The sequence below is a fragment of the Streptomyces nanshensis genome (assembly GCF_001751255.1).
Lineage (GTDB): Bacteria > Actinomycetota > Actinomycetes > Streptomycetales > Streptomycetaceae > Streptomyces > Streptomyces nanshensis_A.
Window position 1 is genome coordinate 1 of sequence record NZ_LJGW01000271.1, and the last position, 23837, is coordinate 23837.

Here is a 23837-nt window from a genome sequence, read left to right on the forward strand (position 1 = left end):
CGCCCTCCCGGAAGGTCTCCGGGAGGGCGGAGCCGGTTCCGTCAGCCGGCGACCAGCCGGCGATCAGCCAGGACCGGGACGGGTCAGGGAACGGGGATGTTCAGCTTCTCCGCGGCCATCCGCGCTCCCGCGACCCGGCTGGCGATCTTCTGGAACGCGACGTCACGCGCGAAGTCCGGTGAGCCGTGGTTGGGTTTCTCGTCGAGGCTGAAGGGCGAGAATCCGCAGTCGTCCGTGGCGCCGAGCTGTTCCTTCGGTATGAACTCCGAGGCGCGCACGAGGGCTTCGCACACTTCCTCGGCGCTCTCCACCCGCGGCGTCAGCGGGTTGATCACGCCGATGTAGGCGGTCTGCGCCACACCGTCGGCATCGCCGCGCAGATGGCGTCCGATCGACTCGTACACCGGGTCCTTGTCCCGTTCGCTGGCGAGCTGGATCAGGAAGTAGCCCGCGTTCATCCGGAACATCTCCGGCAACAGGTTGTTGTACGGGACATCCGCACTGTGCACCGCGTCCCGGTCTCCTCCCGGGCAGGTGTGGATTCCGATGCGGGAGCGCTCTTCCGCGGTGAAGCGCGCCAGCACGCGGTTGTTGATCTCGATGAAGTGCGCCAGCAGGTTCGCCGCGGTCCACGGATTCCGCGGATCGTTGCGCGTGGCGAGCCGGCCCTCGGTGAAGTCCAGCGACACCCGGGCGGCACCCGCGGCGAACGCCTCGCGGATGTCCTTCTCGCACTCGTCGACGAGGTCCGCCTCGAACTCCTCGCGCGAGTAACCGGGAACCTCCTCGTCGAGCGGATACAGCAGGGACAGCATCGACGGCGCGATGACCGCCTGCTTGAGCGGCAGCCTGCTGCTCGGCACCGACTTGCGCAGACTCTGCGCGGCGTAGTTCTTGTAGCGGAAGGGGCCGTGCTTCAGGCGGGGCAACTGCCGCCCGTGGCCGTCGGAGAAGATGGCGAAGTACTGTCCGCCGTCGGCCGACAGACATTCCGCCAGGCCCGTGCCGGCCAGGGTGTCGGTCAGCGGGTAGGTCGCGAAGCTCGACGAGCGCTGCTCCCCGTCCGAGATGATCGGAGCCCCGGTTTCCGCTCCCCGCTCCAGGCTGTCGCGGACGGCGGTCTCCTGCTCGACCTCCAGTTCGTCCTTGCCGATCGCACCGGCGTCGTACTCCGCGTACGCCCGCTGCAACCTCTGCGGTCGCGGCAGTGAACCGACCGGCTCTGTGGGGATGCCCGTCGCCGTCCTCGGGTCATAAGCGCTCATGCCAACGTCTCCTTCGGTGCCGCCGTCAGTTCGCTGCAGAGCGGACCAATGGGCGTGTGCCGGAAGGGACTTGGAGAAGCACACGACCATGGCGCCGGGCCCGCCGAGACAGACCTGTCTCTCTCGCGCTCAAGCTAATGTCCGGGTGCACTCCGGTCAACGCCGCATATCCCCGTACCGGTCCGCGGCACGTCCCTCGCCTGCGGCGACGGGTGCGGAGACGTGTAGCATCCCGCTGACCGGTGAGGCGGTGGATATGGCGCAGGACCAGGAGCCGCGGCAGCCGCGTGCGGGCAGGGAACGCATAGGACGTGCCGCCTACGAGCTGTTCAGCCGCCGCGGAGTCCAGAAGGTCGGCGTCGACACGGTCATCGCGCACGCGGGGACGGCCAAGATGACGCTGTACCGCAACTTCCCCTCCAAGGAGGACCTGATCCTGGACTTCCTGCGGCGGCGGGAGCAGTTGTGGACCGAGGACTGGCTGCGCGCGGAGACCGGGCGCCGGGCGGCGACGGCACGTGAGCGGCTGCTCGCCGTGTTCGATCTCTTCGGTGAGTGGTTCTCCCGCGACGACTTCGAAGGATGCTCCTTCCTCAACACCCTGGTCGAGATCGACGACGCCGACAGTCCCGCGCGCCGGGCGGCCATCGCCCACCTGGCCACCATCCGCGCCTTCCTCGCCTCGGTGGCGGCCGAGGCCGGCGTCGCCGACAGCGAGGACTTCGCGCACCAGTGGCATCTGCTGATGAAGGGCGCGATCATGGCGGCCTCCGAAGGGGACGCCCACGCGGCGGCCCGGGCACGCGAGTTGGGCGAGCTGCTGCTGCTCCGTCACGGCGTCTGACCGCGCGGCCGGGAAGCCGGCCGTCCCGGACGACGGCCCCGCGTACGGCGGCAGTCGACGCCGTTCAGGAACGCGACAGCGCACGCGCCGCGTGGCGCCCCGCGATCCGGCCGAAGATCATGCCGCGCAGCACGGACGTGCCGCCCGGGTACTTGCCGTGGTAGATGCCCGTGCACTCCCCCGCCGCGTACAGCCCGGGGATGGGCGCCCCCGTCCCGTCCACCACCTCGGCCTGCTCCGTCGTCTCCAGCCCGCCGAAGGTGAAGACGACGGCGCAGACGATCGGATAGGCCAGGAACGGCGGATCGGCCAGCGGCACGGCCCAGTTGCTCTTCGGCGGGTCGAGCCCCTCGGTCCCCTTGCCGTCCGGCTGCCGCCAGTCGAAACCGCCCTGCCGTACGGAGGAGTTGAAGGTGGCCACGGTCTCCGCCAGCTTCTCGGCGGGCAGACCCAGTCGGCGTCCCAGCTCCTCCAGGCTGTCGGCGACCACGGGCTTGGCGGTGGTCAGCAGTCCGCGGTCGCGGGCAGTGACGGACTCGAAGCTGCGGTCGGTGAGGAAGTACGCGGTGCCGCCGGGCTGCTGCCAGATCGCGCGGGCCGTGGACTCGTACGTCTCGTCCACGGTGCCGCGGCCCTCGTCCACGAAGCGCTCGCCCCGCTCGTTCACCAGGATCCCGTACGGAAAGACCATGACCAGGGCCTCCGGATCGGGGCTGCGGGGGTCGACGGGCTCGGCGTGGAAGCTGTCCCACTGGCCGCCCGCCCTGGCGCCCGCGTCGAGCGCCATGCGGATGCCCTCGCCCTTGTTGAACAGCACGCCGGGGGCGATCGGGCGCAGTCCGGAGGCGTCCTTGCCGAGGGCCTCGGAGAGCGCGTCCGTGTCGCCCTCGAAGCCGCCGGAGGCGATGATCACGCTGTCCGCGGGAAGGGTCTCCTCGCCGTCGGGGCCGGCGACGACCACGCCGCTGACCCTGCCCGCGTCGTCACGGACCAGGCGGTGCGCGGTCGTTCCGTACCGGAAGCGCACGCCGAGGCGTTCGGCCGCCGGGCGCAGCGCGGCCAGCAGCGCCTCGCCGCCGCCGACGGGCTGGAGGCGGCGCCGGCTGCTGTTGATGAAGTACGTGGGGAGCCGGCGGAAGCGCACGCCGTGCTCCTGGATCCACTCCATGGTCTCGGGCAGCAGGTCGAGCAGCGTCTCCACGTACGCGGCGGGGGTGCGGCCGTCGGAGAAGGCGAGGATGTCCTCGACGAAGGAGTCGCCGGGTTCGTAGACGTCGTCGAGGCGCAGATAGGCCGACGTCCAGCGGGTGTTGCCGCCCGCCTCGTGCGGCTCGGCACGCTCGACCACGACGACGCGGGCCTCTCCCGCCTCCCCCGCCCNCGAGCGCTGCGTGCCCTGCGGACCCTGCGTGTCTGCCAGGGCCTCGGCCGCGGAGACGGCCGCCGAGAGTCCCGCGATCCCGGAGCCGATGACGACGACGGGTCGCCGCCGCGGCGCCGAAGTGGCCGGCGGCTGCGGCCGGTTGGCCGTTTCACTCATGAGCGTCCCCTGCTCCTCGTGTTCACCGTTGAACGGACGGACGGGTTCAGGCACGGGGGTTGAAGGGGTCCTTCACGCCCTGCCCGGTGTCGACCCAGACGCTCTTCTCCTCGGTGTACTCGCGCAGCGCGTCCGCCCCGTTCTCGCGTCCGAGGCCGCTCTGCTTGAACCCGCCGAAGGGCGTCGCGTAGGAGGTCTTGCGGTAGTTGTTGACCCAGACGGTGCCGGCCCGCAGCCGGGCGGCCATCCGGTGGGCGCGCTGCACGTTGCCGGTCCACACGCCCGCGGCCAGGCCGAACGGGGAGTCGTTGGCGATCCGTACGGCCTCCGCCTCGTCCCGGAAGGGGAGGACGGCCGCGATGGGGCCGAAGACCTCCTCCTGGGCGATGCGCATGTCGTTGGTGACGTCCGCGAAGACCGTGGGCCGGACGAACAGGCCGTCGGGCAGGCCCTCGACGGTGGCGGGCGAGCCGCCGGCGGCGAGCCGGGCGCCGTCCGCGGCGGCGACGTCGATGTAGCGCAGCACCTTCTCGTACTGCGCGCGCGAGGCGATGGTGCCCATCTCGCTCCGCTCGTCGTGCGGGTCGCCGACCCGCACCGCCTCGGCGCGCGCGGCGAGTTCGGCGGTGACCTCCTCGTACACGCTCTCCTGGACGAGGATGCGGGAGCCGGCCATGCAGGTCTGCCCGCTGGCGCCGAAGATCCCGGCGACGAGTCCGTTCACGGCACTGGTGAGGTCCGCGTCGTCGAAGACGATGTTCGGGGACTTGCCGCCCAGTTCGAGGGAGACACGGGTGAGCGTCGCACCCGCCTGCCGGGCGATGGCCTGCCCGGTGGCGGTCGACCCGGTGAAGGCGATCTTGTCGATGTCCGGGTGGCCCGTGAGCGCCGTACCGGAGGGGGTGCCCAGGCCCGTCACGACGTTGAACACACCGGGCGGCAACCCGCATTCGGCGGCGAGTTCGGCGAAGCGGAGTGTGGAGACCGGGGTGACCTCGGAGGGCTTCGCGACGAGCGTGTTGCCCGCGGCGAGCGCCGGGCCGAGCTTCCAGGCCAGCAGCAGCAGCGGCGAGTTCCACGGTGTGATCGCGCCGACCACGCCCAGGGGCTCGCGCACCGTGTAGTTGAGCATGTCGGTGACGTGCAGCGGGTTGGTGGTGCCGGTCGGCAACTGGGCCAGTCCCGCGTAGTAGTTGAAGTACTCCGGCATCAGCTTGGCCTGGCCGGCCATCTCCCGCAGCAGCTTGCCGTTCTCGTCGACCTGGAGCCGTGCGAGTTCGTCGGCGTGGTCGGCGACGGCCTCGCCGAAGCGGATCAGGAAGCGTGCGCGGTCGGCGGCCCGGTAGCGGGGCCAGTCGCCGTCCTCGAAGGCGCGGCGCGCACTGGTGACGGCACGGTCGACGTCCGTCTCGGAGGCGTCGGGGACGCTGGCCCAGACGGCGCCCGTGGCGGGGTCGGTCACCTCCACACGGGCGCCGGAGTCCGGCTCGGTCTGCTTGTTGTCGATGAACAGGCCGTAGCGGCGAGGCTCGGCCGGCGAGTCCGCGCCGGCGGACGTGGCGTGAGACATGACCTGCCCTTCTGTGACGCGTGCGGCGGGCGCCTCCGCGCGCAGCCTGTGCGCTGTGCGCGCTCTGGGCGCTGCGCACCGGTGGGCTCCGCGGTGAGCGTTCCCGTCCCTGGAGAGTATGGATCGTAATACAATTGGTCAATGGGTCGGTTGGGTAGACGGGGTCGGATACGCTTCCGCTCGTCCCGGCAGGAGGAGGTCAGGTGAAGGTCGCGCGCGTGGTGGCGCCGGTGAGGGCGCAGGTGGTCGAGGCCCTGCGGGCGGAGATCGTCAGCGGCGTTCTCGCTCCCGGACAGCGGCTCGTGGAACGGGAGTTGTGCGAGCGGCTGGACGTCGCCCGCAACACGGTGCGCGAGGCGTGCCGCCAACTCGAGGCCGAGGGCTTCCTGGAGATCCCTCCGCACAAGGGGCCCGTCGTCGCCGTCCTCACACAGGCACAGGCACGGGACGTCTACGAACTGCGCGAGGCCCTGGAGTGCTTCGCCGTCCGCCTGTTCGCGGAACGCGCCTCGGACGAGCAGGTCGCGACGCTCAAGGAGCGGCTCGGCGAACTGGCCGCGGCACACCGCTCCGAGGACACCTCGGCGATGCTCCAGGCGAAAGAGGAGTTCTACGAGGTGCTCTACGCGGGCGCGGGCAACGCCGCACTCGAATCCCAAGCGGGCCTGCTCCAGGGGCGGTTGGCGCGGCTGCGCTCGCTCTCCCTGTCCCGTCCGGGGCGTGCGGCGCAGAGCATCGCGGAGATCGAGGAGGTGGTCCGGGCGATCGAGTCCCGTGACGCCTCCCTCGCGAGCGACCTGTGGTGCGCCCATGTACGCAACGCGGCGGCCTCGGCGCTCGAATCCCCTTAGTACGTACGGCAGTTGACCGCCGGCGACGCGATGGCCGGCCCGGCGGCGGCTCGGTGGCGGCCAGGCGGCGGGCGGCCTCGCAGATGTCGTCCGGGGAGAGCCGGTTGGAAACATCGGTGACGCGGTCTTGAAAACTCGTATCATGAATGGGATGTTAAACGCCGCTCTCACGCTCACCGGAACTCTCACGCTCACCGGAAGAGGAGCTGGTGCGGATGACTCCCCCGACTCTCCGGAAGCCCGTGCTCGCGGACTCCCGGCCGCCCCGGACGGCACCCCGCGACGACAGCCGCGGCGTGGCCCGGCACAGTTGCACCGTCTTCGGCTGCGAGGTCGCCTTCGCGTGCACCGGCCGTCCCCACGTCCCGTTCCACGCCGTGGAGGAGCGCCTCCGCGAACTGGACCGCCGCTTCTCCCGCTTCACCGCGGACAGCGAACTCTCGCGGCTCAACGCGAGCGGCGGACGCTGGTGCACGGTCTCCGAGGAGATGCACCGCGTGCTGCGGGTCGCCCTGAACGCGGCCGTCGTCAGCGACGGCCTGGTCAACATCGCGGTGCTGCCGAGCCTGCTCGCCTCCGGCTACGTACGCTCCTGGCCGCCCGCGGCCGGTGAGGACTGGGGCGAGCGGCCCGCGCGGCAGCGCCCCGTACCGCCGCTGACGTCCGTGCTCGAACTCCGCGGCCGCGAGGCGCGGTTGCTCCCCGGGCACGCCCTGGACGCGGGTGCGCTCGCCAAGGGGCTGTGGGCGGACGACGTGGTCACCTGGCTCGGCCCCGACGCGGCGGCCTCGCTGGGCGGCGACGTCTCCTGCCGGGGACCGGGACCCACGGGGGAAGGGTGGCCGGTCGCACTGCCCGGCGGCGACGGCACCGTCGTGGTCCGGGACGGCGCGGTCGCCACGAGCGGTGTCGCGAAGCGGCGCTGGGGCGACGGGCTGCACCATCTGATCGATCCGCGGACGGGCAGACCGTCCCGCTCCGACATCACACAGGCGACGGTCATCGCCTCCACGGGGGCGTGCGCCGAGTGGGCCAGCACCGCGCTGGTGATCGGCGGCAGCGACGTCCTTCCGTGGCTCACCGGCCGCCCGGGCGTGTGCGGTTGGCGGCTGACCAGGACGGACAGCACGGAGGAGAGCGATGACTGACGGCGAAGCGCTGCGCGACCGCGTCCCCGGCGGCCCCCGGATCCCCCGGGTCCCGGCACGGGACGACGACCGGGCCGTGGAACACACCCTCTTCCGGAACGCCTTCCGGCAGGTCGCCTCCCCCGTCGCCGTGCTGCTGGCCCGTACGGGAGGGGGCGGCACACGCGGCATCACCTGTACGTCGGCGGTCTCGCTGTCGGGACGGCCGCCCATGCTGCTCGTCGCCGTCGACGACAAGACGGGGATGACCGCCACCGTCCGGGAGACCGGGCGGTTCAGCGTCAACTTCCTCGCGGCCGACCGGGCCGCCTGGGCGCACGCCTTCTCCTCGCGGGACCAGGACCTGGGCGAACTGGCGTCGGTGATCGTCCCGGGACGTACGCCGGTGCCGACCCTTGCGGCCGGGACCTCGGCCGTACTGGAATGCCGGACGGCGGACGTGCACCGTGGCGGCGACCACTGGATCCTCTGCGGGACCGTGGTGCACGCCCGGTTCCAGGCCGATGCGGAACCGCTGCTGTATCTGGGCGGGAGCTACGGGACGTTCCACTCCGCCACCGGGACGGCCGCACCGCACGAGCCGCCCGTCCCCGCCGTAGCCGGGCCGGCCTCCCACCCCGAGACGCCCCCGGACACACAGCCACAGACGCAGCCCTAGCGAAGCCACGAACTCAGCCGTCACACGCGGCAGTACATCGCCGCCGCACATACGCGGCCGCACACCGCACTCGTACAACGCAGCCCTCGACGCAGACGTGAGAACACAGGCGTCAGAACGCAGACGTGGACGACGTCGACGCAGTGAGCGTCCGGACATCGCGTCCCACCGAACGCCGCGGAAACCGCCGGCAGTTCACGAACCCCATCCCTTCGATCCACCTCCACCGGCTCGACGAAGGACTTCCCATGAAAAGAGCTCTGTGGCGCTGCATAGCCCTTTCCGTCGCGGGCGCGCTGCTGGCCGGCTGCGGTAATTCCGCGAGCGGCTCCCTCGACAAGGAACCTGGAAAACTCACCACGGTCCGCATCGGTTCGGAGAAGGTCACGGCGGACGCCGGCATCTTCCTCGCCGATCATCTCGGCTACTTCCGCAAGGCCGGGATCAAGGTGGAGTACACCAGGCTCAAGGACGCCCCCGCCATCACCAACGCGCTGGCGACCGGACACCTCGAAGTCGCCGGCGCCTCGCTCGCTCCCGGGGTCTTCCAGGGCGTCGACCGGAATCTGGATCTGCGCGTCGTCGGCGACAAGCAGAGCATCAGGCCCGGCGTCTCCTCCACCCGACTCGCGGTGAAATCCGAGTACAAGCGCTCCAGTCTCGACAAGACCCTGAAGGCGCTGCGCGGAAAGAAGATCGCCGTACACAGCAAGCTGTCCATCCAGGTCTACATGCTGGACAATCTGCTGCGCCGGCACGGGATGTCCCTCAAGGACTTCGACATCGTGCCCATCCTCTCCCCGGACCAGATCGGGGCGCTGCGCGGCGGCTCGGCCGACGCGGCCGTGATGCTGGAGCCCTTCTTCACACAGGGCATCGAGGCGGGGATCGTCAAGCCCGCCTCGGACCTCACCGAGGGCACACCCCGCGACGGAGAAGTCCTCACGGGTCTGATGTACGGAAAGCAGTTCCTCGAACACCGCGACACCGCCCAGGCGTTCATGACCGCCTATATGCAGGGAGTGCGGGCGTACAACGACGCGCTCTTCCACGGCAAGAACAAGCGCAAGGTCCTTCAGGTGATCGCGAAAGAGTCGAAAATGCCTCTCAGCCTCATCGAGAAGACCCGCCCCTGTGCGCTCGATCCCGAACAGCGGCTCGACGCCGACTATCTCGACGAACTCCAGAAGTTCTATGTGAAGCAGGGGACGCTCAAGAAGACGGTCGATGTGAAGAAGCTGATCGACCCGTCGTTCGCGAAAGCCGCCGACAAGAAACTCGGCGCATACCGGGCCCCGTGACGAACAGCCCAGAAGCTCACGCCCCGGCGTCAAGGAGGACGCAATGGAACCACCGGATGAGACCGCCGTCCGCATTCAAGGACTGACGAAGATCTTCCTCAGCCGCAAGGGAACCGCCGTGCAGGCGCTGGACTCCGTCGATCTCGACGTGCAGCGCGGCGAGGTGGTGGCGGTCATCGGACCCAGCGGGTGCGGAAAGAGTTCGCTGCTGCGGATTCTCGCCGGGCTGGACGACGTCTACGACGGGCGGGTCGACTGGAACGTCGACGGAAAGGCCGGCGCCGCCGGACCCGCCCCGGGCGGCGAGGCCCACCGCGCCGGCCGGCTCACCAGCGCGACCGTCTTCCAGTCCGACTCCACGCTGCCGTGGCAGACCGTCGGGCAGAACGTCCGGCTCGGCCTGTGCCGGCTGCGGCTGGAGCGTACGGAGGCGGACGCCCGGGTCGCCGAAGTCCTCGACCTCGTCGGGCTGGCGGGGTTCACGCAGGCGTATCCGCACGAGCTGTCCGGCGGCATGCGGCAGCGGGTCGCCATCGCCCGCGCCCTGGCGACGCGTCCGCATCTGCTCCTCATGGACGAGCCGCTGGCCGCGCTGGACGCCCAGACCCGCCTGATCATGCAGCAGGAGGTCCTCAACATCTGGCAGCAGACCCGCTCGACGGTGGTGTACGTGACGCACGACATCGAGGAGGCCGTCACCGTCGCCGACCGTGTGGTCGTGCTCTCGGCGAGGCCCGGCCGGATACGCAAGGTCCGGGACGTGCCCGCGCTCGGCCGGAGCGTCACGGACATGCGGCGCGAGAGCGTCTTCGGCGATCTCGTCGTCGACCTGTGGGAGTCCATCGCGGGAGAGGTCGGGATGTCCGCGTCGGCATCCTCGCCGGCGTCGGCGTCCGCGTCGGCGTCCGGTTCGCTCCCGGGCGGCGGCCCCGCGGCCGAGAAGGCGGAGGTGGCGCGATGACGACGGCACCGGTGCGCAGCGCCCCCGCGCCCACCGCGCACACCGACGTCTCCGTCCAGGTCGAGCGGCTGCGCCGCGACCGGACCCGCACCCGGCACCGGCGTCAGGCGTGGGCGGTGCTCACACCGCTGGTGCTGCTGGGCCTGTGGGAGCTGGCGACCCGGGTCGGCGTGCTCGACGAGCGGTTCTTCCCGCCGCCGACGGCGATCCTGCACGACTCGCTGAAGTTCGCGTTCGACGCGCAGATGCGGGGCGAACTCCTCGACGCTCTCGGCCAGTCGGGGATGCGTCTGGCCGTCGGCTTTCTGATCGGTGCCGTGGCCGGACTGGTCGTGGGGCTCGCCACGGGTCTGCACCCGGTGACGCGCTACGCCCTCAGCTCGGTCGTCAACGGCATCTATCCGCTGCCGAAGCTGGCGCTCTTCCCGTTGATGATCATTTTCTTCGGGGTGGGCAACGTCAGCATGATCGCGCTGATCGCGCTCGGGGTGTTCTTCATCGTGTGCATCAACACCTCGTCCGGGGTGCTCTACACCAACCCCGTGTACGGGGACGTGGCCACCGCGTTCGAGATCCCGCGTCTCGTCCGGCTCCGCAGCATCACGGTCCCGGCCGCGATCCCGTCCATCGTCGACGGCGTACGTCTCGGCTTCGGACAGGCGCTGATCATCCTCGTCTCCACGGAGTTCGTCTCCGGGGACGGCGGCATCGGCTATCTGATCTGGAACTCCTGGCAGGTGCTCGACGTGCCCGTGATGTTCGTCGGCCTGGCGATCGTGGGCCTCACCGGCTGGCTGGTCTCCGCCGCGATCACCCGTCTGGGCAACCGTCTCGCCCCGTGGCACGCGGAGTGAACGGCCCGTCCACGGCACCGAGTCGGGACGTTCCCTGCCCGTACCCGCCGCCGGCGGTCCCGCACCGCGTCCGGCTCGCCACCCGTACAAGCCGCACAAGCCGTACTCGTACAAGCCGTACAAGGAAGGAACGATGACGTCACCTCAGTCGCTCACCGTGGACGCCCACGGCTACGTCACGCACTACTGGGAACTGGCCCCGGACGCCCCGGAGTCCACGGTGGTCCTCGTCCACGACGGTTCCTTCGGCTCCGACGCCTGGACCACCTGGGCCGGAGTGATTCCGCGCCTCGCCGAGCGGTACCGCGTCCTCGCCCCCGATCTGCTCGGCTTCGGCGGCACCGACAAGGTCGTCTATCTGGACCGCTCGCCCTACGCCTACCGCACCGCTCATCTCGCCGCCTTCTGCGCAGCGGTGGGCGTGGCGGCACCGGATGGGGCGCACTTCGTGGGCCATTCCTTCGGCGGCTCGCTGGTCCTGCGGGCGCTCGCATCGACGCCGAGCGCCCTGCCCGCGCGCAGCGGTGTGAGCATCTCGGGCAGCGGCGGACCGTGGCGCACCCGGCAGGCCCTCGAAGACCTCGGCCGGTTCGACGGCACCGAAGAGGACGTACGGCGGCTGCTGTCGCTGATGATGGACGAGGACCGCCCGGGCTTCGACGAGAACGCACGGGCCCGCTACGCCAACACCCGCAAGCCGGGCCATGTTGAGGCCATTCTGGCCGGACGGCTGAAGCACCCGGCGCCGCCCGAACCGGCCGCCCCGGCAGCGGCGTCCGCCTCGTCCGCGAAGCCGGCCGAGGCGCCGTGGCCGGAGCCGCTGCGCGACTGCCCCGTACCGCTGCTGATCGTCGGCGGCGACCGGGACACCCTGCTCGAACCGGGCTGGACGGAGCACTTCGAGGGGCTCTCCCCCACGGTCTCCGTACGCCGCCTCGGCGACGCCCGGCACGCGCCCAACGTCGAACAGCCCGAGGCCACCGCCGAGTTGCTCGGTGCGTTCCTCTCCGAGGCGGACCGGGCCGGCGCTCCCGCCGTCCCATGACGGGCGGCACGGCGAACGGCACGGCGAGCAACACCGGGGACGGCACGTCGGGTTCGGCGGACGAGGCGAAGCGGCAGGCAGGGAACGGCAGTTCAGGGCCCGTGAGCCCTTCCGTACGTCTCCCCCGCCTGACGCCCGAGGAGTTGACCCCGGACCAGGACACGCTCTACCGCACCATCGTCGGCGGACCCCGGCAGCAGCACGCGTCGTTCTTCCCCGTCGCGGACGAGGAGGGCGTGCTCAGCGGCCCGTACCGCGCGATGCTGCTCAGCCCGGGGGTCGGTACGGCCCTGGAACGGCTCGGTGTGGCCGTGCGCTACCGGTCCGAACTGCCGCTGTGGGCCCGGGAGTTGGCGATCCTCACGGTCGCCGTCCACACCGACTGCCCCGTGGAGTGGCGCGCCCACGAGGAACTCGCGCGCTCCTCGGGCGTACCGGAGGAGACCATCCGCAGCCTGCACACGGAGACGCCCGTGCTCTCCGGTCCGGAGGCGCGGGCGGTGTACGGCTTCGTCACGGGGCTGCTGCGGGAGAACCGGGTCGCGGAGAGCACGTTCCGCGAGGTCGAATCCCTGTGGTCGACGGCGGGCGTCTTCGAACTGGTCGTCACCGCCGGCTACTACCAGATCATCGCCTTCGTCAACAACGCGTTCGAGGTCTAGCCGGCCGCGGACAGGGACGGAACAGGAAGGGAGTCGGTGAACATGGGGGTCCTCAGCGGACGTTCCGTGGTCGTGACCGGCGCCGGCCGGGGGCTGGGACGTGCCTACGCCCTGCACGCCGCCGCATCCGGTGCGTCCGTCGTCGTCAACGACGTCGACGAGGCGGCCGCCGAGAGCGTCGCCGCCCGCATCCGCGAGGACGGCGGCAGCGCCGTGAGCGCGGCGGGCTCGGTGGCGGACGCGGACGCGGCGACACGGATCGTCGACCGGTGCGCGGACGAATTCGGGTCCGTGGACGGGCTCGTCAACAACGCGGGGATCTTCCACCAGGCGCAGCCCTGGGCGGAGGATCCGGCCCGTATCCGCGCCGTGGTCGAGGTCAACGTCCTGGGAACGGTGCACTGCGGACTGGCGGCGATCGCGCGCATGCGCGCGCAGGGCGGCACCGGGTCGATCGTCAACGTGACGTCGGGGACGCATCTGGGACATCCGGAGACCGCCGTCTACGGCGCCACCAAGGGAGCCGTCGCCTCGCTCACCTACGGCTGGGCGCTGGATCTGCTGCCGCTCGGGATCCGCGTCAACGCCGTCTCACCGCTCGCCGTCACCGACATGAAGCTCCCGCCGTACGACGGCCACGCCGCCCCCGAGGAGGTGGCCGCCGTGGTGACCTTCCTGCTCAGCGACCGGTCCGAGGGCGTCACGGGACAGGTCGTACGACGGGCACGCCGCGGTCTGGGACTGATGACGCACCCGGACATCGGGGAGATGACCGAGGCGGACCGGTGGGAGGTCGAGGACATCGACGGCGCCTTCCGGGACGCGCTCGGACCGCTCCAGCCCGTCGGGTACGGCGGACACCGTGCCGCACCGGGACCGCTCCGCTAGCGACGGCCGCCCCGGCCGTCCAGGCCGCGACCGTCCAGGCCCCGACCTCAACCGACCGTCTCAACTGATCGCCCCAACCGGCCCCTCGCAGCTCATCGTTCGCAGCTCACAGGAGAGCGCAGCAGATCGCGGGAGTCCACGGGGGTTCACAGAAGTTCGCGCAGGGGCGGAGCTCTTGCCGCTAAACAGCATCATGTTTATCATGTACGGCAGTTCGGCTGTGCCGAATCCGCCGCTGGGAAGGACGGACATGACCGACGTGACCACCACCGGCGAACGTCTGCTGTTCCTGCACGACGCGGACGTGACCGCCCAACCCGCGCCGGGGATCCAGCAGTTGTCGCGGACGCTCGGCCTCGACCTGGATCTGCCGCGGCACCCCGGGTTCGGCGCCCCGCTGGAGGGCGAGGCCCTGGAGTGGGACTCCGTGGCCGATCTGGCACAGCACCATCTGCTGCGGCTGGACGCCGAGGACGGCCGCGCCGCTGCCGCCGACAACAGCAACAGCAACAGCAACAGCAACGGCGGACGCGCCAACGGCAGCGCTCCCCACGGCCACACCCCCGACCCGCGCCCCCTGCACCTCGCCGGGGCGGGCTTCGGGGGCTGGATCGCCCTGGAGATGGCCGTGCGCGCCCGCCACCGGTTCGCCTCGCTCACCCTCGTCGCGCCGTACGGGGTGAAGCTCTTCGGGCCCACCGACCGGGAGTTCGCGGACATCCTCCTCCTCGACCCGGCGGAGACCGTGGAGTTGGGCTGGGCCGACCCGTCGGCCTGTCACGGTCTGCGCATGCCGGGCTTCCCCGCCGGTCTCGACGACCGGGAGTACGAAGAGGCGTTCGCGGAGCGCGCCGCGCTCTCCCGCTTCGTCTGGAAGCCCTTCCTCCACGATCCGCGGCTGCGCCGCTGGCTGCATGTGCTGACCATGCCGACGCTCGTCGTCGCCGGAGACAGGGACCGGATGGTCGCCCCCGGACACAGCAGAGCCCTCGCGGACCTCATCCCCTCGGCGCGCTACGCGGAGATCCCCGGCAGCGGCCACTACCCGTACCTGGAGACGCCCGGGGCCTTCGCCGAGACCGTGGCGGCCTTCGTCTCGGAACACCTGAAGACAGGAGAAGAGCGGTGAAGTGTTTCCACTTCAGCGAGATGCCGTATCCGTACGTCCCGCCGGAGGCCGAGGCGGAGCACCGCGGCCTGAAGTACTTCATACCCAACCGCCATTACGACCCGGTGCGCGGCTACGAGCTGTATCAGCGCTACCTCGACGAGTACGAACTCGCCGACGAGCTCGGCCTCGACCTGATGGTCAACGAGCACCACCAGTCGGCCTCCACGCTGCACGTCTCCGCGACGCTCAGCGCCGCCTCGGTGCTCGCCCGCACCCGGCACGGGCGGGTCCTGGTACTGGGTACGCCGCTCCCCCACCGGGAGAGCCCCGTACGCGTCGCCGAAGAGGTCGCCTATCTCGACGCGATCAGCGCGGGGCGCATCAACTGCGGCTTCGTACGCGGGGTTCAGGGCGAGACCTACCCGTCCAACCAGAACCCCGTACACAACATGGAGATGTTCTTCGAGGCCCACGACCTCATCAAGGAGGCGTGGACCAGGCGGGATCTCTTCTCCTGGGAGGGGCGTTTCTACCACTACCGGTATGTGAGCGTGTGGCCGCGGCCCTACCAGCAGCCGCACCCGCCGATCTGGGTCAGCGGCACCACGCGGCGGCTCGTGGAGTGGACGGCCCGGCACGGCTACACGCTGTGCAATCTGCTGGGGACGTACGAGGACACCGCCAAGTCCTTCCGGCTGTACCGGCAGACGGCGGTGGAGGCCGGTCTTCCGGAGCCCTCCCCGGACAACTTCGCCTATCTGGCGTTCTGCCATGTCGCACCCACCGAGGAGCAGGCACGCGAGTCGGGCAGGAAGCTGCTCTGGTATCTCAAGCAGGGCAAGTTGCGGCTCGGAGCGGCCAATCCGCCCGGGTACTCCTCGACCGCGGCGGCCGTGGCGTCGCTGCGCGGCAAGCTCGGCGAGGTCCGCAAGTACAGCTTCGAGCGGCTGGTCGACGAGGGGATCATGCTCGTCGGCACCCCGGACACGGTGACCCGGCAGATCCAGCGGCTCTACGAGCGGACCGGCGTCGGCAACCTCATCCTCATGAACCAGGCCGGCGAGATGACCAGCAACGAAGTCCGGGACAGCCTCTGCCTGTTCGCACGTGAGGTGCTGCCCGCCGTCGCGCCCATCGGCCGCAGTTGGCAGGACGAGGACACCGCCTGGCGCGTCGACAACGACACCCACCCCGTCGAGACGGTCCTGGCCAGCGCCCTGTCCTGACCCGGGTCCTGTCCCCGATGCGGGCCGCCTCCCGCGCCCGTACCCGAACCCGTACACCGCACCGCACCGCCGAGAGACAACGGAGCAGCACATATGCCGAGGATCATCGTGCAGGCGATCGAAGGCCGGTCCCTGGAGCAGAAGCGCCACCTGGTACGCGCGATCACCACCGGCGTCGTCGACGCCCTCTCCGTGGAACCGGAGACGGTGACCGTGGTCATCGAGGAGATACCGCGCGAGCACATCTCCAAGGCGGGCGTGCTCTACAGCGACCGCCCCGGGAAGACCGCGGGCGCGGCAGCGGCGGAGGGCCGCTCCTGAACGGCCCGTCCCGCAGGGGCCCGTGAGGCCCCTCGCCCCGAACTCCCCCCTTCCCGACGGACGCTGGAGAGGCAGCATGAGCGAACCCACAAACGCGGCGGCGCCGACGGCAGGTTGGGCCCCGGGACTGTCCGGCGCGGGTGCCGTGGTCTTCGGGGTCGGCCCCGGGATCGGGCTGGCGTGCGTACGCGTACTGGCCGGGCTCGGAGCCGACGTGGCGTGCGTCGACATCGACCCGGCCCGTGCCGCCGCGGCGGCCGAAGCGGTCGAGGAGTGCCCCGGTACGGCGACCCCGTTCACCTGCGATCTGCGCCGCCCCGAGCAAGTGCGGCGCGTGGTCGCCGAGATCGCCGGCACGCTCGGCCGGCTCGACGCGGCCATCAGCGTCGTGGGGCACGGCGGCCCGCCGGGGCCCGTCGCCACCATGCCGGACGAGGTCTGGAGAGACGTGCTGCAGATCAACCTCGATCAGCAGTTCCTCGTCACCCGCGAAGTCCTCGGCACGATGAGCGCGCAGGGGCGCGGCAGCATCGTGTTCATCTCCTCCATCAACGCCCTCGGCTCCTCGCCGCAGCGCGCCGCGTACGGAGCCGCCAAGGCCGCCCTCGTCTCGCTCGCCAGAAGCCTGGCCATCGAGGCCGCGCCCCAGGGGGTACGGGTCAACACGGTGGCTCCCGGCGCCACGCGGACACCGCGCCGCCGGCATCTGGCGGAAGGGGAGCTGGCCGGGGTCTACCGCGCCGCGATCCCGCTGGGCCGGATCGCCGAACCGGAGGACGTCGCACACGCCGCGGTCTTCCTCGCCTCCGACCTGGCGGCGTTCATCACGGGGCAGACGCTCGTGGTGGACGGGGGCGCCACCGTCAAGTACAGCCAGCCCGCGGGCAATTGACGCGGTGCGCGCCGCGGGCGCCTCAACTGCCCTGAGTCCGGGGGCGGTTCACCAGCCGATGATCTCCGCGTGCAACGCCGCGTAGTTGCGCTCGAACCCGGCGGCGAGTTCGCGCATGTGCGCCCGCATCAGCTCCTCGGCGTCCGCGCCGTTCCCGTCGAAGATGGCCTGGGCCACGGCCTCGTGCTCGCGGCGCACCTCGGCCCAGCGGGCGGGCGGACGCTCCGCGGCGATGACGCGCTCGGTGTAGACCTCCTTCAGGGCCCGCCCGAAGAGGTCGAGCACGCCGTTGCCCGACATCCCGGCCACGACGCCGTGGAAGTCCTGCACGACGGAGAGATAGGCGGCCTGGTCGTCCGTGCCGAGTCCCTTGTGGGCCTCCATCGCCTTGGCCAGTTCGGCGAGGCGGTCCTTGTCGCGCCGCTCGGCCGCCAGCCTCGCCATCATCGGCTCCATGATCACGCGGGCCTCGACGAGCTCCCAGAAGCGGGTGCGTCCCATCTGGAGGAAAAGCGTCAGCGTGCGGCCGAAGTTGTACGGGTCGGCGGCGCCGACGACGGGTCCGCCGCCCCGGCCGGGCCGCACCCGGACCAGGCCGTTGTTCTCCAGGATGCGCAGCGCCTCACGCAGCGTGCCGCGCGCGACGCCGTACATCTCCAGCATCGGCGCCTCGCTGGGCAGACTGGCGCCCGGCGGGAGCTGCCTGTCGACGATGTCCTCGACGATCTGCCGGGCCACGAGCTCGGCCATCTTCGCGGACCGCTGCCGGAACTTCGGCGTCCGCCGGGGCGGGGTGGGCTGCGACATGGAATCCCCCTCGACACGGCCCGTTGGAACGCATCCCTGAAAATAGTTAGCAGAGTTTAGCATTCCCGCCGCCCTCCGCTCCCGGCCATGCCGTACCCCGGCACGTGCGCGACCACGTACACGACCGCGTGCACGACCGCGTGCACCGCTCTTCTCCCGCCGCCGGACGAAAGGCATCCTGTGGCCGTGACCAGGAACGACGACGACCAGGGCGCGGCCCTGCCGGTGGCGCGGGTGGCGGCGCTGCTGGACGCCGCGGTCGCCGAGGACGAGGACGCAGCCGCCACCGCGTACGAGGAGCTGAAGGCCCGGCTGCCGCCGGAGGAGGCCGCCGATCTGGCGAACCGGGTCCGCAACCTCCGCTCGGTGCTGACGCGTTGGCGCCGCCGCGGCCAGGAGCTCTCGGCCCTGTTCTCCAGCGCGCGGGAGCTCGCGGAGCTGCGCGACACCGACGCGCTGCTGCACCGCCTCGTCGAACGCGCCCACGACCTGATGGGCACCGACGTCACCTATCTCTCCGAACTCCACGAGGACAGCGACGAGTTGCGGGTGCGCTCGACGCTGGGCACGGTGGCCGAGTCGTTCCGCGCGCTGCGCGTACCGCCCGGCATGGGCCTCGCCAGCAAGGTCGTACGCACCCGCAGCGCGCAGTGGACGTCGGTCTACCAGGCCAACCGTTCGATCCCGCACGAGGCCGGGATCGACGCGGCCGTGGCGGCGGAGGGGCTGGTCGCCCTGCTCGGGGTGCCCCTCGTGGCGGGAGACCGCGTCCTGGGCGTGCTGTTCGCGGCCGACCGCAGCGAGCACGAGTTCGTGCCCGAGGAGATCGCGCTGCTGAGCGCGTTCGCCGACCACGCGGCGGTGGTGCTGCAGACCGCGCGGCTGCTGGAGCAGGCGAACGTCGCGGCGCAGGAGGCCGAGCGGGCCACCTGCGTACTGGAGGGCCATGTCACGGCGATGGAACGCGCCAGCGCCGTCCACGAGGATCTGACGGCCGTCGTGCTGCGGGGCGGCAGCGCCGGCGAGGTGGCCGGGACGCTGGGTACGTCGCTGGGCCGGCCCGTGACGATCCTCGACGGCGAACTCACGCCCGTGGCAAGGGAACCGGGCAGCGGCGGCGTGCACTACTCCGCGCCGGACGGCACGCTGCTCGCCGCCGTACGGGACGCGGTCGAGGCCGGGCGGCGGTCCGGGCGGTGCGTCTTCGTCGAGGGCGGCGCACCGCTGCCGGAGGTCGCGGTCGCGGTGGTGGCCGCGGAGACCCTGCTGGGCGCGGTGCTCGTCGGATACGGCGACCTCGAACTGCGCGAGGTCGACCAGCGCACCATCGAGCGCGCGGCGCAGATCATCGCGCTGGTGGCCGTAAAGCAGGAGGCGGTCGCCGCGGCGGAGGACCGCGTCCGCGGTGAGCTGGTCTCGGACATACTGCGCGGCGACGCCTCGCGCCGGCGGGAGTTGCTGCTGCGGGCACGGGCCCGCGAAGTGCGCCTGGAGGAGCTGCGGTCGGTGGTCGCCGTGAGCGTCGCCGCCGAGCGGCGCAGATCCGCCTCGGAGGCGCTGCGGCGCGCGGTCCCCGGCGGTCTGGTCGGCGAACGCGACGGCGTGCTCGCCCTCCTCAGCCCCTGCCGGGACCCGATGACGGCCGCGCAGGAGGCGTGGCACGCGGTGCGCGGCGTCCAGCAGGAACCGGTGCTGGCCGTCGCCGGTCCCCCTGCCCGCTCCTCGCCGGAGGCGCTGGGACGGTGCTTCGACTCCGCGCAGCGCTGCGTACGACTGCTGAAGAGCCTGGACACGGCGGACGGGACCGTGGACGCGCAGCACTACGAGCCGTACATGGCGATGTTCGGCACCGGCGGCGCGGAGTTGGCCGGCTTCATCGAGTCGACGCTCGGTCCGGTGCTGCGCTGGGACGAGAAGCACGGGACGCAGCTCTTCGAGACGTTGCACGCGTTCGCCGACTCCTACGCGAGCCCGAGCCGCACGGCCCGCGCCCTGCACGTCCACATCAACACCGTCACACAGCGGCTGGAGCGCGTCAGCGTGCTGCTCGGCGCCGAATGGCGCGCTCCGGAGCCGCTGTTCCGGGTCTCGGTGGCCGCCCGGCTGCATGCGCTCTCGCGGCGTGTGACGGCGGGATGAGCCGGGACGAGCCCGGGATGAGCACCGTCGCGGGCGGGCGCGGCCCGGGTGGGCACGCCCCGGGAGAGCGGGTGCGCTCCGTACGGCGTGATCCGCCGCAGCGCTCTGAGCTGAGGGTTCCGCGCACGGTGCGACGCGGATCACACGCGCCGGGGCCGCGAAGTATGTGTGAATCAACCGTGTCGTCCCCGTCGGCCGCTCCCTAGCGTTACTGCCGTCCGAAGACGACGGACGACGACGGACGACGACGGCGGTCGCCGGGACACTCCCCCTCCGCGCCGCCGCAGACGCCGCACAGCCCCGGGAACGCGCCCGGGACGACGCCGGGAGGTATGCGTGGCCACACAGAGCAGGATCCGCGGATTCCGGGACGAATCCCCGGCGGGCCGGCGGGCGTTGCTCGCCGAGCACACCGGTGTCCCGCTCGCGTCCCTCGACGTGCTGGCCTCCGGCGGGCTCAGCGTCGAGCAGGCCGACCACATGATCGAGAACGTGATCGGGCTGCTCGGGGTGCCCGTCGGGGTGGCCACCGGCTTCACCGTCAACGGCACGGACGTACTGGTCCCGATGGCCACCGAGGAGCCCTCCGTCGTCGCGGCGGCCAGCAACGCCGCCCGCATCGCCCGCGAACGGGGCGGCTTCCACACGTGCAGCTCGGAGCCGGTCATGCAGGCCCAGGTCCAGGTGCTCGACGTGGCGGACCCGGACGGCGCCCGGCTGCGGCTGCTGGAGGCCGCCGGCGAACTGGTCCGCCTCGCCGACGACCAGGACCCGACGCTCGTCTCCCTCGGGGGCGGGGTGCGCGAACTCACCGTGCGCGTGGTCGACGCCCGTCCCGGCCGCTACATCGTGGTGCATCTGGCCGTGGACGTCCGCGACGCCATGGGCGCCAACGCGGTCAACACCATGGCGGAGGCGGTCGCGGACCGCGTCGGACGCATCGCGGGCGGCCGGACGCTGCTGCGCATCCTCACCAACAAGGCCGATCTGAGGCTGGCGCGGGCACGGGCGGTCTTCCCCGCCGGCACGCTGGGCGGCGCCGGCGTCGTCCGCGACATCGTGCACGCGGCCGCGCTGGCCGAGGCCGACCCCTACCGTGCGGCCACGCACAACAAGGGGATCATGAACGGGATCACGGCCGTCGTGCTGGCGACGGGCAACGACACCCGGGCCGTCGAGGCGGGCGCGCACTCCCACGCGGTCGGCGCCGACGGACGGTACACGGCCCTCTCGCACTTCGAGGCCGACGGGGACGGCGACCTCGTCGGCACGCTCGAACTCCCCATGCCCGTGGGCCTGGTAGGCGGCGCGACGAAGGTGCACCCGGCGGCAGCGGCGGCCGTACGGCTGCTCGGCGTGACCACCGCACGCGAACTGGCCGAGACCGTCACGGCGGTCGGCCTGGCCCAGAACCTCGCCGCGCTGCGGGCCCTGGCGACCGAGGGGATCCAGCGCGGCCACATGTCGCTGCACGCCCGCAACGTCGCGGTCGCCGCCGGCGCCACCCCCGAGGAGATCCCCGGCGTGGTCGAGCGCCTGATCGGCGACGGAGCGGTACGAGCCGACCACGCCGCGCACGTACTCGCCGAACTCCGCGCACAGCACGCCTGAACGGCACGGGCCGCACGGGCCGCACCGGCGCCACGGAACCACCGCACCACACGTCAAAGGAGACGCGGACCATGACACTTCACGTGGGCATCGACGTGGGGGGCACGTTCACCGACGCCGTCGCCGTGCACGACGGGCGCGCCCTGCGCGGCAAGGCCTTCTCCACCCCGGACGTCACGACGGGCATCCTCGACGCGCTCGCCGTGCTGGAGGAGCGGCTCGGCACGCCCGACGGCGGCTTCTACCCGCAGATCGACCGCTTCGTGCTGGGCAACACCATCGTCACCAACGCCGTCGACGAGCAGAAGTACTCGGCCGTCGGCCTGCTGACCACGCAGGGCTTCCGGGACACGCTGCGCATCGCACGCTCGGCGCGCGACGACGAACGCGACCCGCACAAGATGGCTCCGCCGCCGGAGATCGTCCGCCGCAGCCGCATCGTCGAGGTGCCCGAACGCATCGACGCGCACGGCGAGATCCTGCTGCCGCTGGACCCGCAGGCCCTGGCCGGCGCCGTCGAGAAGGTCCTCGCCGAGGGGGCGGAGTCGCTCGCGGTGTGTCTGCTGTGGTCCTTCCGCAACCCCCAGCACGAGCAGGAGATCGGCAAGTATCTGGAGACGCACCACCCGGATCTGCCGTACACGCTGTCGAGTTCGCTGACGCCGGTCTACCGCGAGTACGAGCGGATGGTCACCACGACCCTGGACGCCGCCGTCAAGCCGATCGTGGCGCAGCACTTCGGCCATCTCGCCGCGGAGCTGGCCGGACGGGGCCTGCGTACGCGGGTGCAGATCATGCAGGTGCACGGCGGCTTCCTCTCCGCGGAGGAGACCGGCAAGGCGCCCATCGCGATGTTCAACTCCGGCCCCGTGGGCGGTGTGACGGGTGCGCGGCTGCTCGGTCAGCGCCTGGGGCGGCACCGGGTGCTCACCGCCGACATGGGCGGTACGAGCCTGGACGCGGCGGCGATCGTCGACGACGAGTTCCGCGTGCTGCCGCGGGCCGAGATCGGCGGTCTGCCGACGAGCCTGACCGCCGTGGACATCGAGACGATCGGGGCGGGCGGCGGCAGCCTGGCCTGGATCGACGGCCGCGGCGTGATGCGCGTCGGCCCGCAGAGCGCCGGTTCGGTGCCGGGGCCGGCCTGCTACGGCAAGGGCGGCGAGCGTCCCGCCGTCACCGACGCCGCCCTGGTGATGGGCCTGCTCAACCCCGGCTACTACCTGGGCGGCACCGTGGATCTGTACGAGGACGCGGCGCGGGACGCGGTACGGCGGCATCTCGCCGAGCCGCTGGGCCTGTCGGCGGACGCCGCCGCGCACGGCGTCTACCGGCTCGCCGTGTCGCAGATGGCGAACGCCGTACGGAAGATCACCGTCAACAGGGGCCATGATCCACGGGAGTTCACCCTCGTGGGGTTCGGCGGCGCGTGCGGGCTGTTCGCGGCGGCCATCGCCGCGGAGATCGGCGTCGGCGAGGTCGTCGTCCCGCGCAACGCGGCCGTCTTCTCCGCGTACGGCCTGATGCACGCCGACTCGGTCTTCTCCGCCGTGCAGACCACGCCGTGGACGTTCGGGGAGCCCGCCGCGGATCTGGAGAAGGAGTTCTCGGCCCTCCAGGCCCGCGCCCAGGAGTGGTTCGCGTCCGAGGGCATCCCGGAGGAGCGGCGCGAGCTGTACCGCGAGGCGGACATGAAGTTCATGGGCCAGATCTTCGAGGTCACCACGCGGCTGCCCGGCAAGAGCTTCGGCGAGGAGGACAAGGACCTGCTGCGGCAGCGCTTCATCGAGGACTACGAGGCGGAGTTCGGCAGCGGCACCGCCTGGACCGAGGCCGAGGTCCTGCTGGTCAACTCCCGCGTCAAGGCGATCGGCCGTACCGACGCACAGCAGATCACCGGCGACCCGGGCGACGGCGAGCAGTACGCCGCCGGCTCCCGGGAGTGCGTCGACCCCGTCACCGGGCGGCGCCGCACCGTCGAGGTGCACCGCGGATTCGGCGCCCTGGGCCGGGCCCAGGGTCCCTGTCTGCTGGAAGAGCCCGACACCACCGTGTACGTACCGGACGGTGCGGTCGTGGAGCTGGCCGACGGAGGCCACTTCGCGATCCGTCTGAACGGTGCGTGAGCCGATGCGGTCCCGGA

21 protein-coding genes are annotated in these 23837 nt (G+C 71.6%); 17 read left to right on the forward strand and 4 right to left on the reverse strand.

Annotated features, from left to right (window positions below; translation table 11 throughout):
• Positions 1 to 83 precede the first annotated feature (83 nt).
• On the reverse strand, positions 84 to 1265 hold the full coding sequence (locus tag AN218_RS15940) for a uroporphyrinogen decarboxylase/cobalamine-independent methonine synthase family protein (RefSeq protein WP_070017549.1): 1182 nt from the start codon (positions 1263 to 1265) through the stop codon (positions 84 to 86).
• Between the two features lie 256 nt (positions 1266 to 1521).
• Here AN218_RS15940 and AN218_RS15945 point away from each other — a divergent pair, with 256 nt between their 5' ends.
• Entirely contained in the window at positions 1522 to 2109 is a 588-nt protein-coding gene (locus tag AN218_RS15945) for a TetR/AcrR family transcriptional regulator (protein ID WP_070017550.1), read from the forward strand.
• Between the two features lie 64 nt (positions 2110 to 2173).
• Here AN218_RS15945 and AN218_RS15950 read toward each other — a convergent pair whose 3' ends face one another.
• On the reverse strand, positions 2174 to 3649 hold the full coding sequence (locus tag AN218_RS15950) for an FAD-dependent oxidoreductase (RefSeq protein WP_070017582.1): 1476 nt from the start codon (positions 3647 to 3649) through the stop codon (positions 2174 to 2176).
• Positions 3650 to 3695: 46 nt separating this feature from the next.
• Positions 3696 to 5219: an aldehyde dehydrogenase gene (locus tag AN218_RS15955; RefSeq protein WP_070017551.1), complete on the reverse strand. Its 1524-nt coding sequence runs from the start codon at positions 5217 to 5219 to the stop codon at positions 3696 to 3698.
• A gap of 203 nt (positions 5220 to 5422) precedes the next feature.
• Between AN218_RS15955 and AN218_RS15960 the strand changes: the two genes are divergently transcribed.
• The 13 genes from AN218_RS15960 to AN218_RS16020 all read left to right on the forward strand — a co-directional run bounded on the left by AN218_RS15960 (position 5423) and on the right by AN218_RS16020 (position 17137).
• Entirely contained in the window at positions 5423 to 6070 is a 648-nt protein-coding gene (locus tag AN218_RS15960; protein ID WP_070017552.1) for a GntR family transcriptional regulator, read from the forward strand.
• Between the two features lie 215 nt (positions 6071 to 6285).
• Positions 6286 to 7218, forward strand: a complete 933-nt coding sequence (locus tag AN218_RS15965; RefSeq protein WP_070017553.1) for an FAD:protein FMN transferase — start codon at positions 6286 to 6288, stop codon at positions 7216 to 7218.
• A complete protein-coding gene (locus AN218_RS15970) occupies positions 7211 to 7876 on the forward strand; it encodes a flavin reductase family protein (protein ID WP_070017554.1) in 666 nt (221 codons plus the stop codon). Before AN218_RS15965 ends, AN218_RS15970 begins: the two co-directional genes overlap by 8 nt.
• Before the next feature lie 248 nt (positions 7877 to 8124).
• Positions 8125 to 9177 carry an ABC transporter substrate-binding protein gene (locus AN218_RS15975; protein ID WP_141747594.1) on the forward strand — a complete coding sequence of 351 codons (1053 nt, stop codon included), beginning with the start codon at positions 8125 to 8127 and terminating at the stop codon, positions 9175 to 9177.
• A gap of 43 nt (positions 9178 to 9220) precedes the next feature.
• The gene (locus AN218_RS15980) at positions 9221 to 10138 is read left to right on the forward strand and encodes an ABC transporter ATP-binding protein (protein ID WP_070017556.1); all 918 of its coding nucleotides are present in this window, start codon (positions 9221 to 9223) and stop codon (positions 10136 to 10138) included.
• Complete coding sequence (locus AN218_RS15985; protein ID WP_079132221.1) at positions 10135 to 10992, forward strand: ABC transporter permease; 858 nt, start codon at positions 10135 to 10137, stop codon at positions 10990 to 10992. Before AN218_RS15980 ends, AN218_RS15985 begins: the two co-directional genes overlap by 4 nt.
• 133 nt (positions 10993 to 11125) lie before the next feature.
• Positions 11126 to 12037 (forward strand): alpha/beta fold hydrolase, encoded by a 912-nt coding sequence (locus tag AN218_RS15990; RefSeq protein WP_070017557.1) that lies wholly within the window; start codon positions 11126 to 11128, stop codon positions 12035 to 12037.
• Positions 12034 to 12699, forward strand: coding sequence for a carboxymuconolactone decarboxylase family protein (locus tag AN218_RS15995; protein ID WP_079132222.1), 666 nt, complete (start codon positions 12034 to 12036; stop codon positions 12697 to 12699). Before AN218_RS15990 ends, AN218_RS15995 begins: the two co-directional genes overlap by 4 nt.
• Before the next feature lie 42 nt (positions 12700 to 12741).
• Complete coding sequence (locus tag AN218_RS16000) at positions 12742 to 13587, forward strand: SDR family NAD(P)-dependent oxidoreductase (RefSeq protein WP_107421473.1); 846 nt, start codon at positions 12742 to 12744, stop codon at positions 13585 to 13587.
• A gap of 250 nt (positions 13588 to 13837) precedes the next feature.
• A complete protein-coding gene (locus AN218_RS16005) occupies positions 13838 to 14716 on the forward strand; it encodes an alpha/beta fold hydrolase (RefSeq protein ID WP_070017559.1) in 879 nt (292 codons plus the stop codon).
• Positions 14713 to 15924 (forward strand): LLM class flavin-dependent oxidoreductase, encoded by a 1212-nt coding sequence (locus tag AN218_RS16010; RefSeq protein ID WP_070017560.1) that lies wholly within the window; start codon positions 14713 to 14715, stop codon positions 15922 to 15924. Before AN218_RS16005 ends, AN218_RS16010 begins: the two co-directional genes overlap by 4 nt.
• Positions 15925 to 16017: 93 nt before the next feature.
• Entirely contained in the window at positions 16018 to 16245 is a 228-nt protein-coding gene (locus AN218_RS16015; RefSeq protein WP_070017561.1) for a tautomerase family protein, read from the forward strand.
• A 76-nt stretch (positions 16246 to 16321) separates the two neighbouring features.
• Positions 16322 to 17137 (forward strand): SDR family NAD(P)-dependent oxidoreductase, encoded by an 816-nt coding sequence (locus AN218_RS16020; protein ID WP_070017562.1) that lies wholly within the window; start codon positions 16322 to 16324, stop codon positions 17135 to 17137.
• 48 nt (positions 17138 to 17185) lie between these two features.
• Here the strand turns inward: AN218_RS16020 and AN218_RS16025 are convergent, their stop codons facing one another.
• Complete coding sequence (locus tag AN218_RS16025) at positions 17186 to 17944, reverse strand: FadR/GntR family transcriptional regulator (RefSeq protein WP_070017563.1); 759 nt, start codon at positions 17942 to 17944, stop codon at positions 17186 to 17188.
• Positions 17945 to 18130: 186 nt separating this feature from the next.
• Here AN218_RS16025 and AN218_RS16030 point away from each other — a divergent pair, with 186 nt between their 5' ends.
• From AN218_RS16030 to AN218_RS16040, 3 genes are all read left to right on the forward strand, one after another.
• On the forward strand, positions 18131 to 20083 hold the full coding sequence (locus tag AN218_RS16030; protein WP_070017585.1) for a GAF domain-containing protein: 1953 nt from the start codon (positions 18131 to 18133) through the stop codon (positions 20081 to 20083).
• Between the two features lie 336 nt (positions 20084 to 20419).
• A complete protein-coding gene (locus AN218_RS16035; protein WP_070017564.1) occupies positions 20420 to 21694 on the forward strand; it encodes a hydroxymethylglutaryl-CoA reductase, degradative in 1275 nt (424 codons plus the stop codon).
• Positions 21695 to 21765: 71 nt separating this feature from the next.
• Positions 21766 to 23820, forward strand: a complete 2055-nt coding sequence (locus AN218_RS16040; RefSeq protein WP_070017565.1) for a hydantoinase/oxoprolinase family protein — start codon at positions 21766 to 21768, stop codon at positions 23818 to 23820.
• The last annotated feature ends 17 nt before the right edge of the window (positions 23821 to 23837 follow it).

Bases quoted from the DNA above. Each gene is read 5' to 3' on its own strand.
- AN218_RS15970 (WP_070017554.1), top strand. From the start codon at position 7,211: ATGACTGACGGCGAAGCGCTGCGCGACCGCGTCCCCGGCGGCCCCCGG.
- AN218_RS16040 (WP_070017565.1), top strand. From the start codon at position 21,766: ATGACACTTCACGTGGGCATCGACGTGGGGGGCACGTTCACCGACGCC.
- AN218_RS15965 (WP_070017553.1), top strand. From the start codon at position 6,286: ATGACTCCCCCGACTCTCCGGAAGCCCGTGCTCGCGGACTCCCGGCCG.
- AN218_RS15985 (WP_079132221.1), top strand. From the start codon at position 10,135: ATGACGACGGCACCGGTGCGCAGCGCCCCCGCGCCCACCGCGCACACC.
- AN218_RS15975 (WP_141747594.1), top strand. From the start codon at position 8,125: ATGAAAAGAGCTCTGTGGCGCTGCATAGCCCTTTCCGTCGCGGGCGCG.
- AN218_RS15980 (WP_070017556.1), top strand. From the start codon at position 9,221: ATGGAACCACCGGATGAGACCGCCGTCCGCATTCAAGGACTGACGAAG.
- AN218_RS16000 (WP_107421473.1), top strand. From the start codon at position 12,742: ATGGGGGTCCTCAGCGGACGTTCCGTGGTCGTGACCGGCGCCGGCCGG.
- AN218_RS16005 (WP_070017559.1), top strand. From the start codon at position 13,838: ATGACCGACGTGACCACCACCGGCGAACGTCTGCTGTTCCTGCACGAC.
- AN218_RS15995 (WP_079132222.1), top strand. From the start codon at position 12,034: ATGACGGGCGGCACGGCGAACGGCACGGCGAGCAACACCGGGGACGGC.
- AN218_RS16015 (WP_070017561.1), top strand. From the start codon at position 16,018: ATGCCGAGGATCATCGTGCAGGCGATCGAAGGCCGGTCCCTGGAGCAG.
- AN218_RS16025 (WP_070017563.1), bottom strand. From the start codon at position 17,944: ATGTCGCAGCCCACCCCGCCCCGGCGGACGCCGAAGTTCCGGCAGCGG.
- AN218_RS15945 (WP_070017550.1), top strand. From the start codon at position 1,522: ATGGCGCAGGACCAGGAGCCGCGGCAGCCGCGTGCGGGCAGGGAACGC.
- AN218_RS15955 (WP_070017551.1), bottom strand. From the start codon at position 5,219: ATGTCTCACGCCACGTCCGCCGGCGCGGACTCGCCGGCCGAGCCTCGC.
- AN218_RS16020 (WP_070017562.1), top strand. From the start codon at position 16,322: ATGAGCGAACCCACAAACGCGGCGGCGCCGACGGCAGGTTGGGCCCCG.
- AN218_RS15940 (WP_070017549.1), bottom strand. From the start codon at position 1,265: ATGAGCGCTTATGACCCGAGGACGGCGACGGGCATCCCCACAGAGCCG.
- AN218_RS15990 (WP_070017557.1), top strand. From the start codon at position 11,126: ATGACGTCACCTCAGTCGCTCACCGTGGACGCCCACGGCTACGTCACG.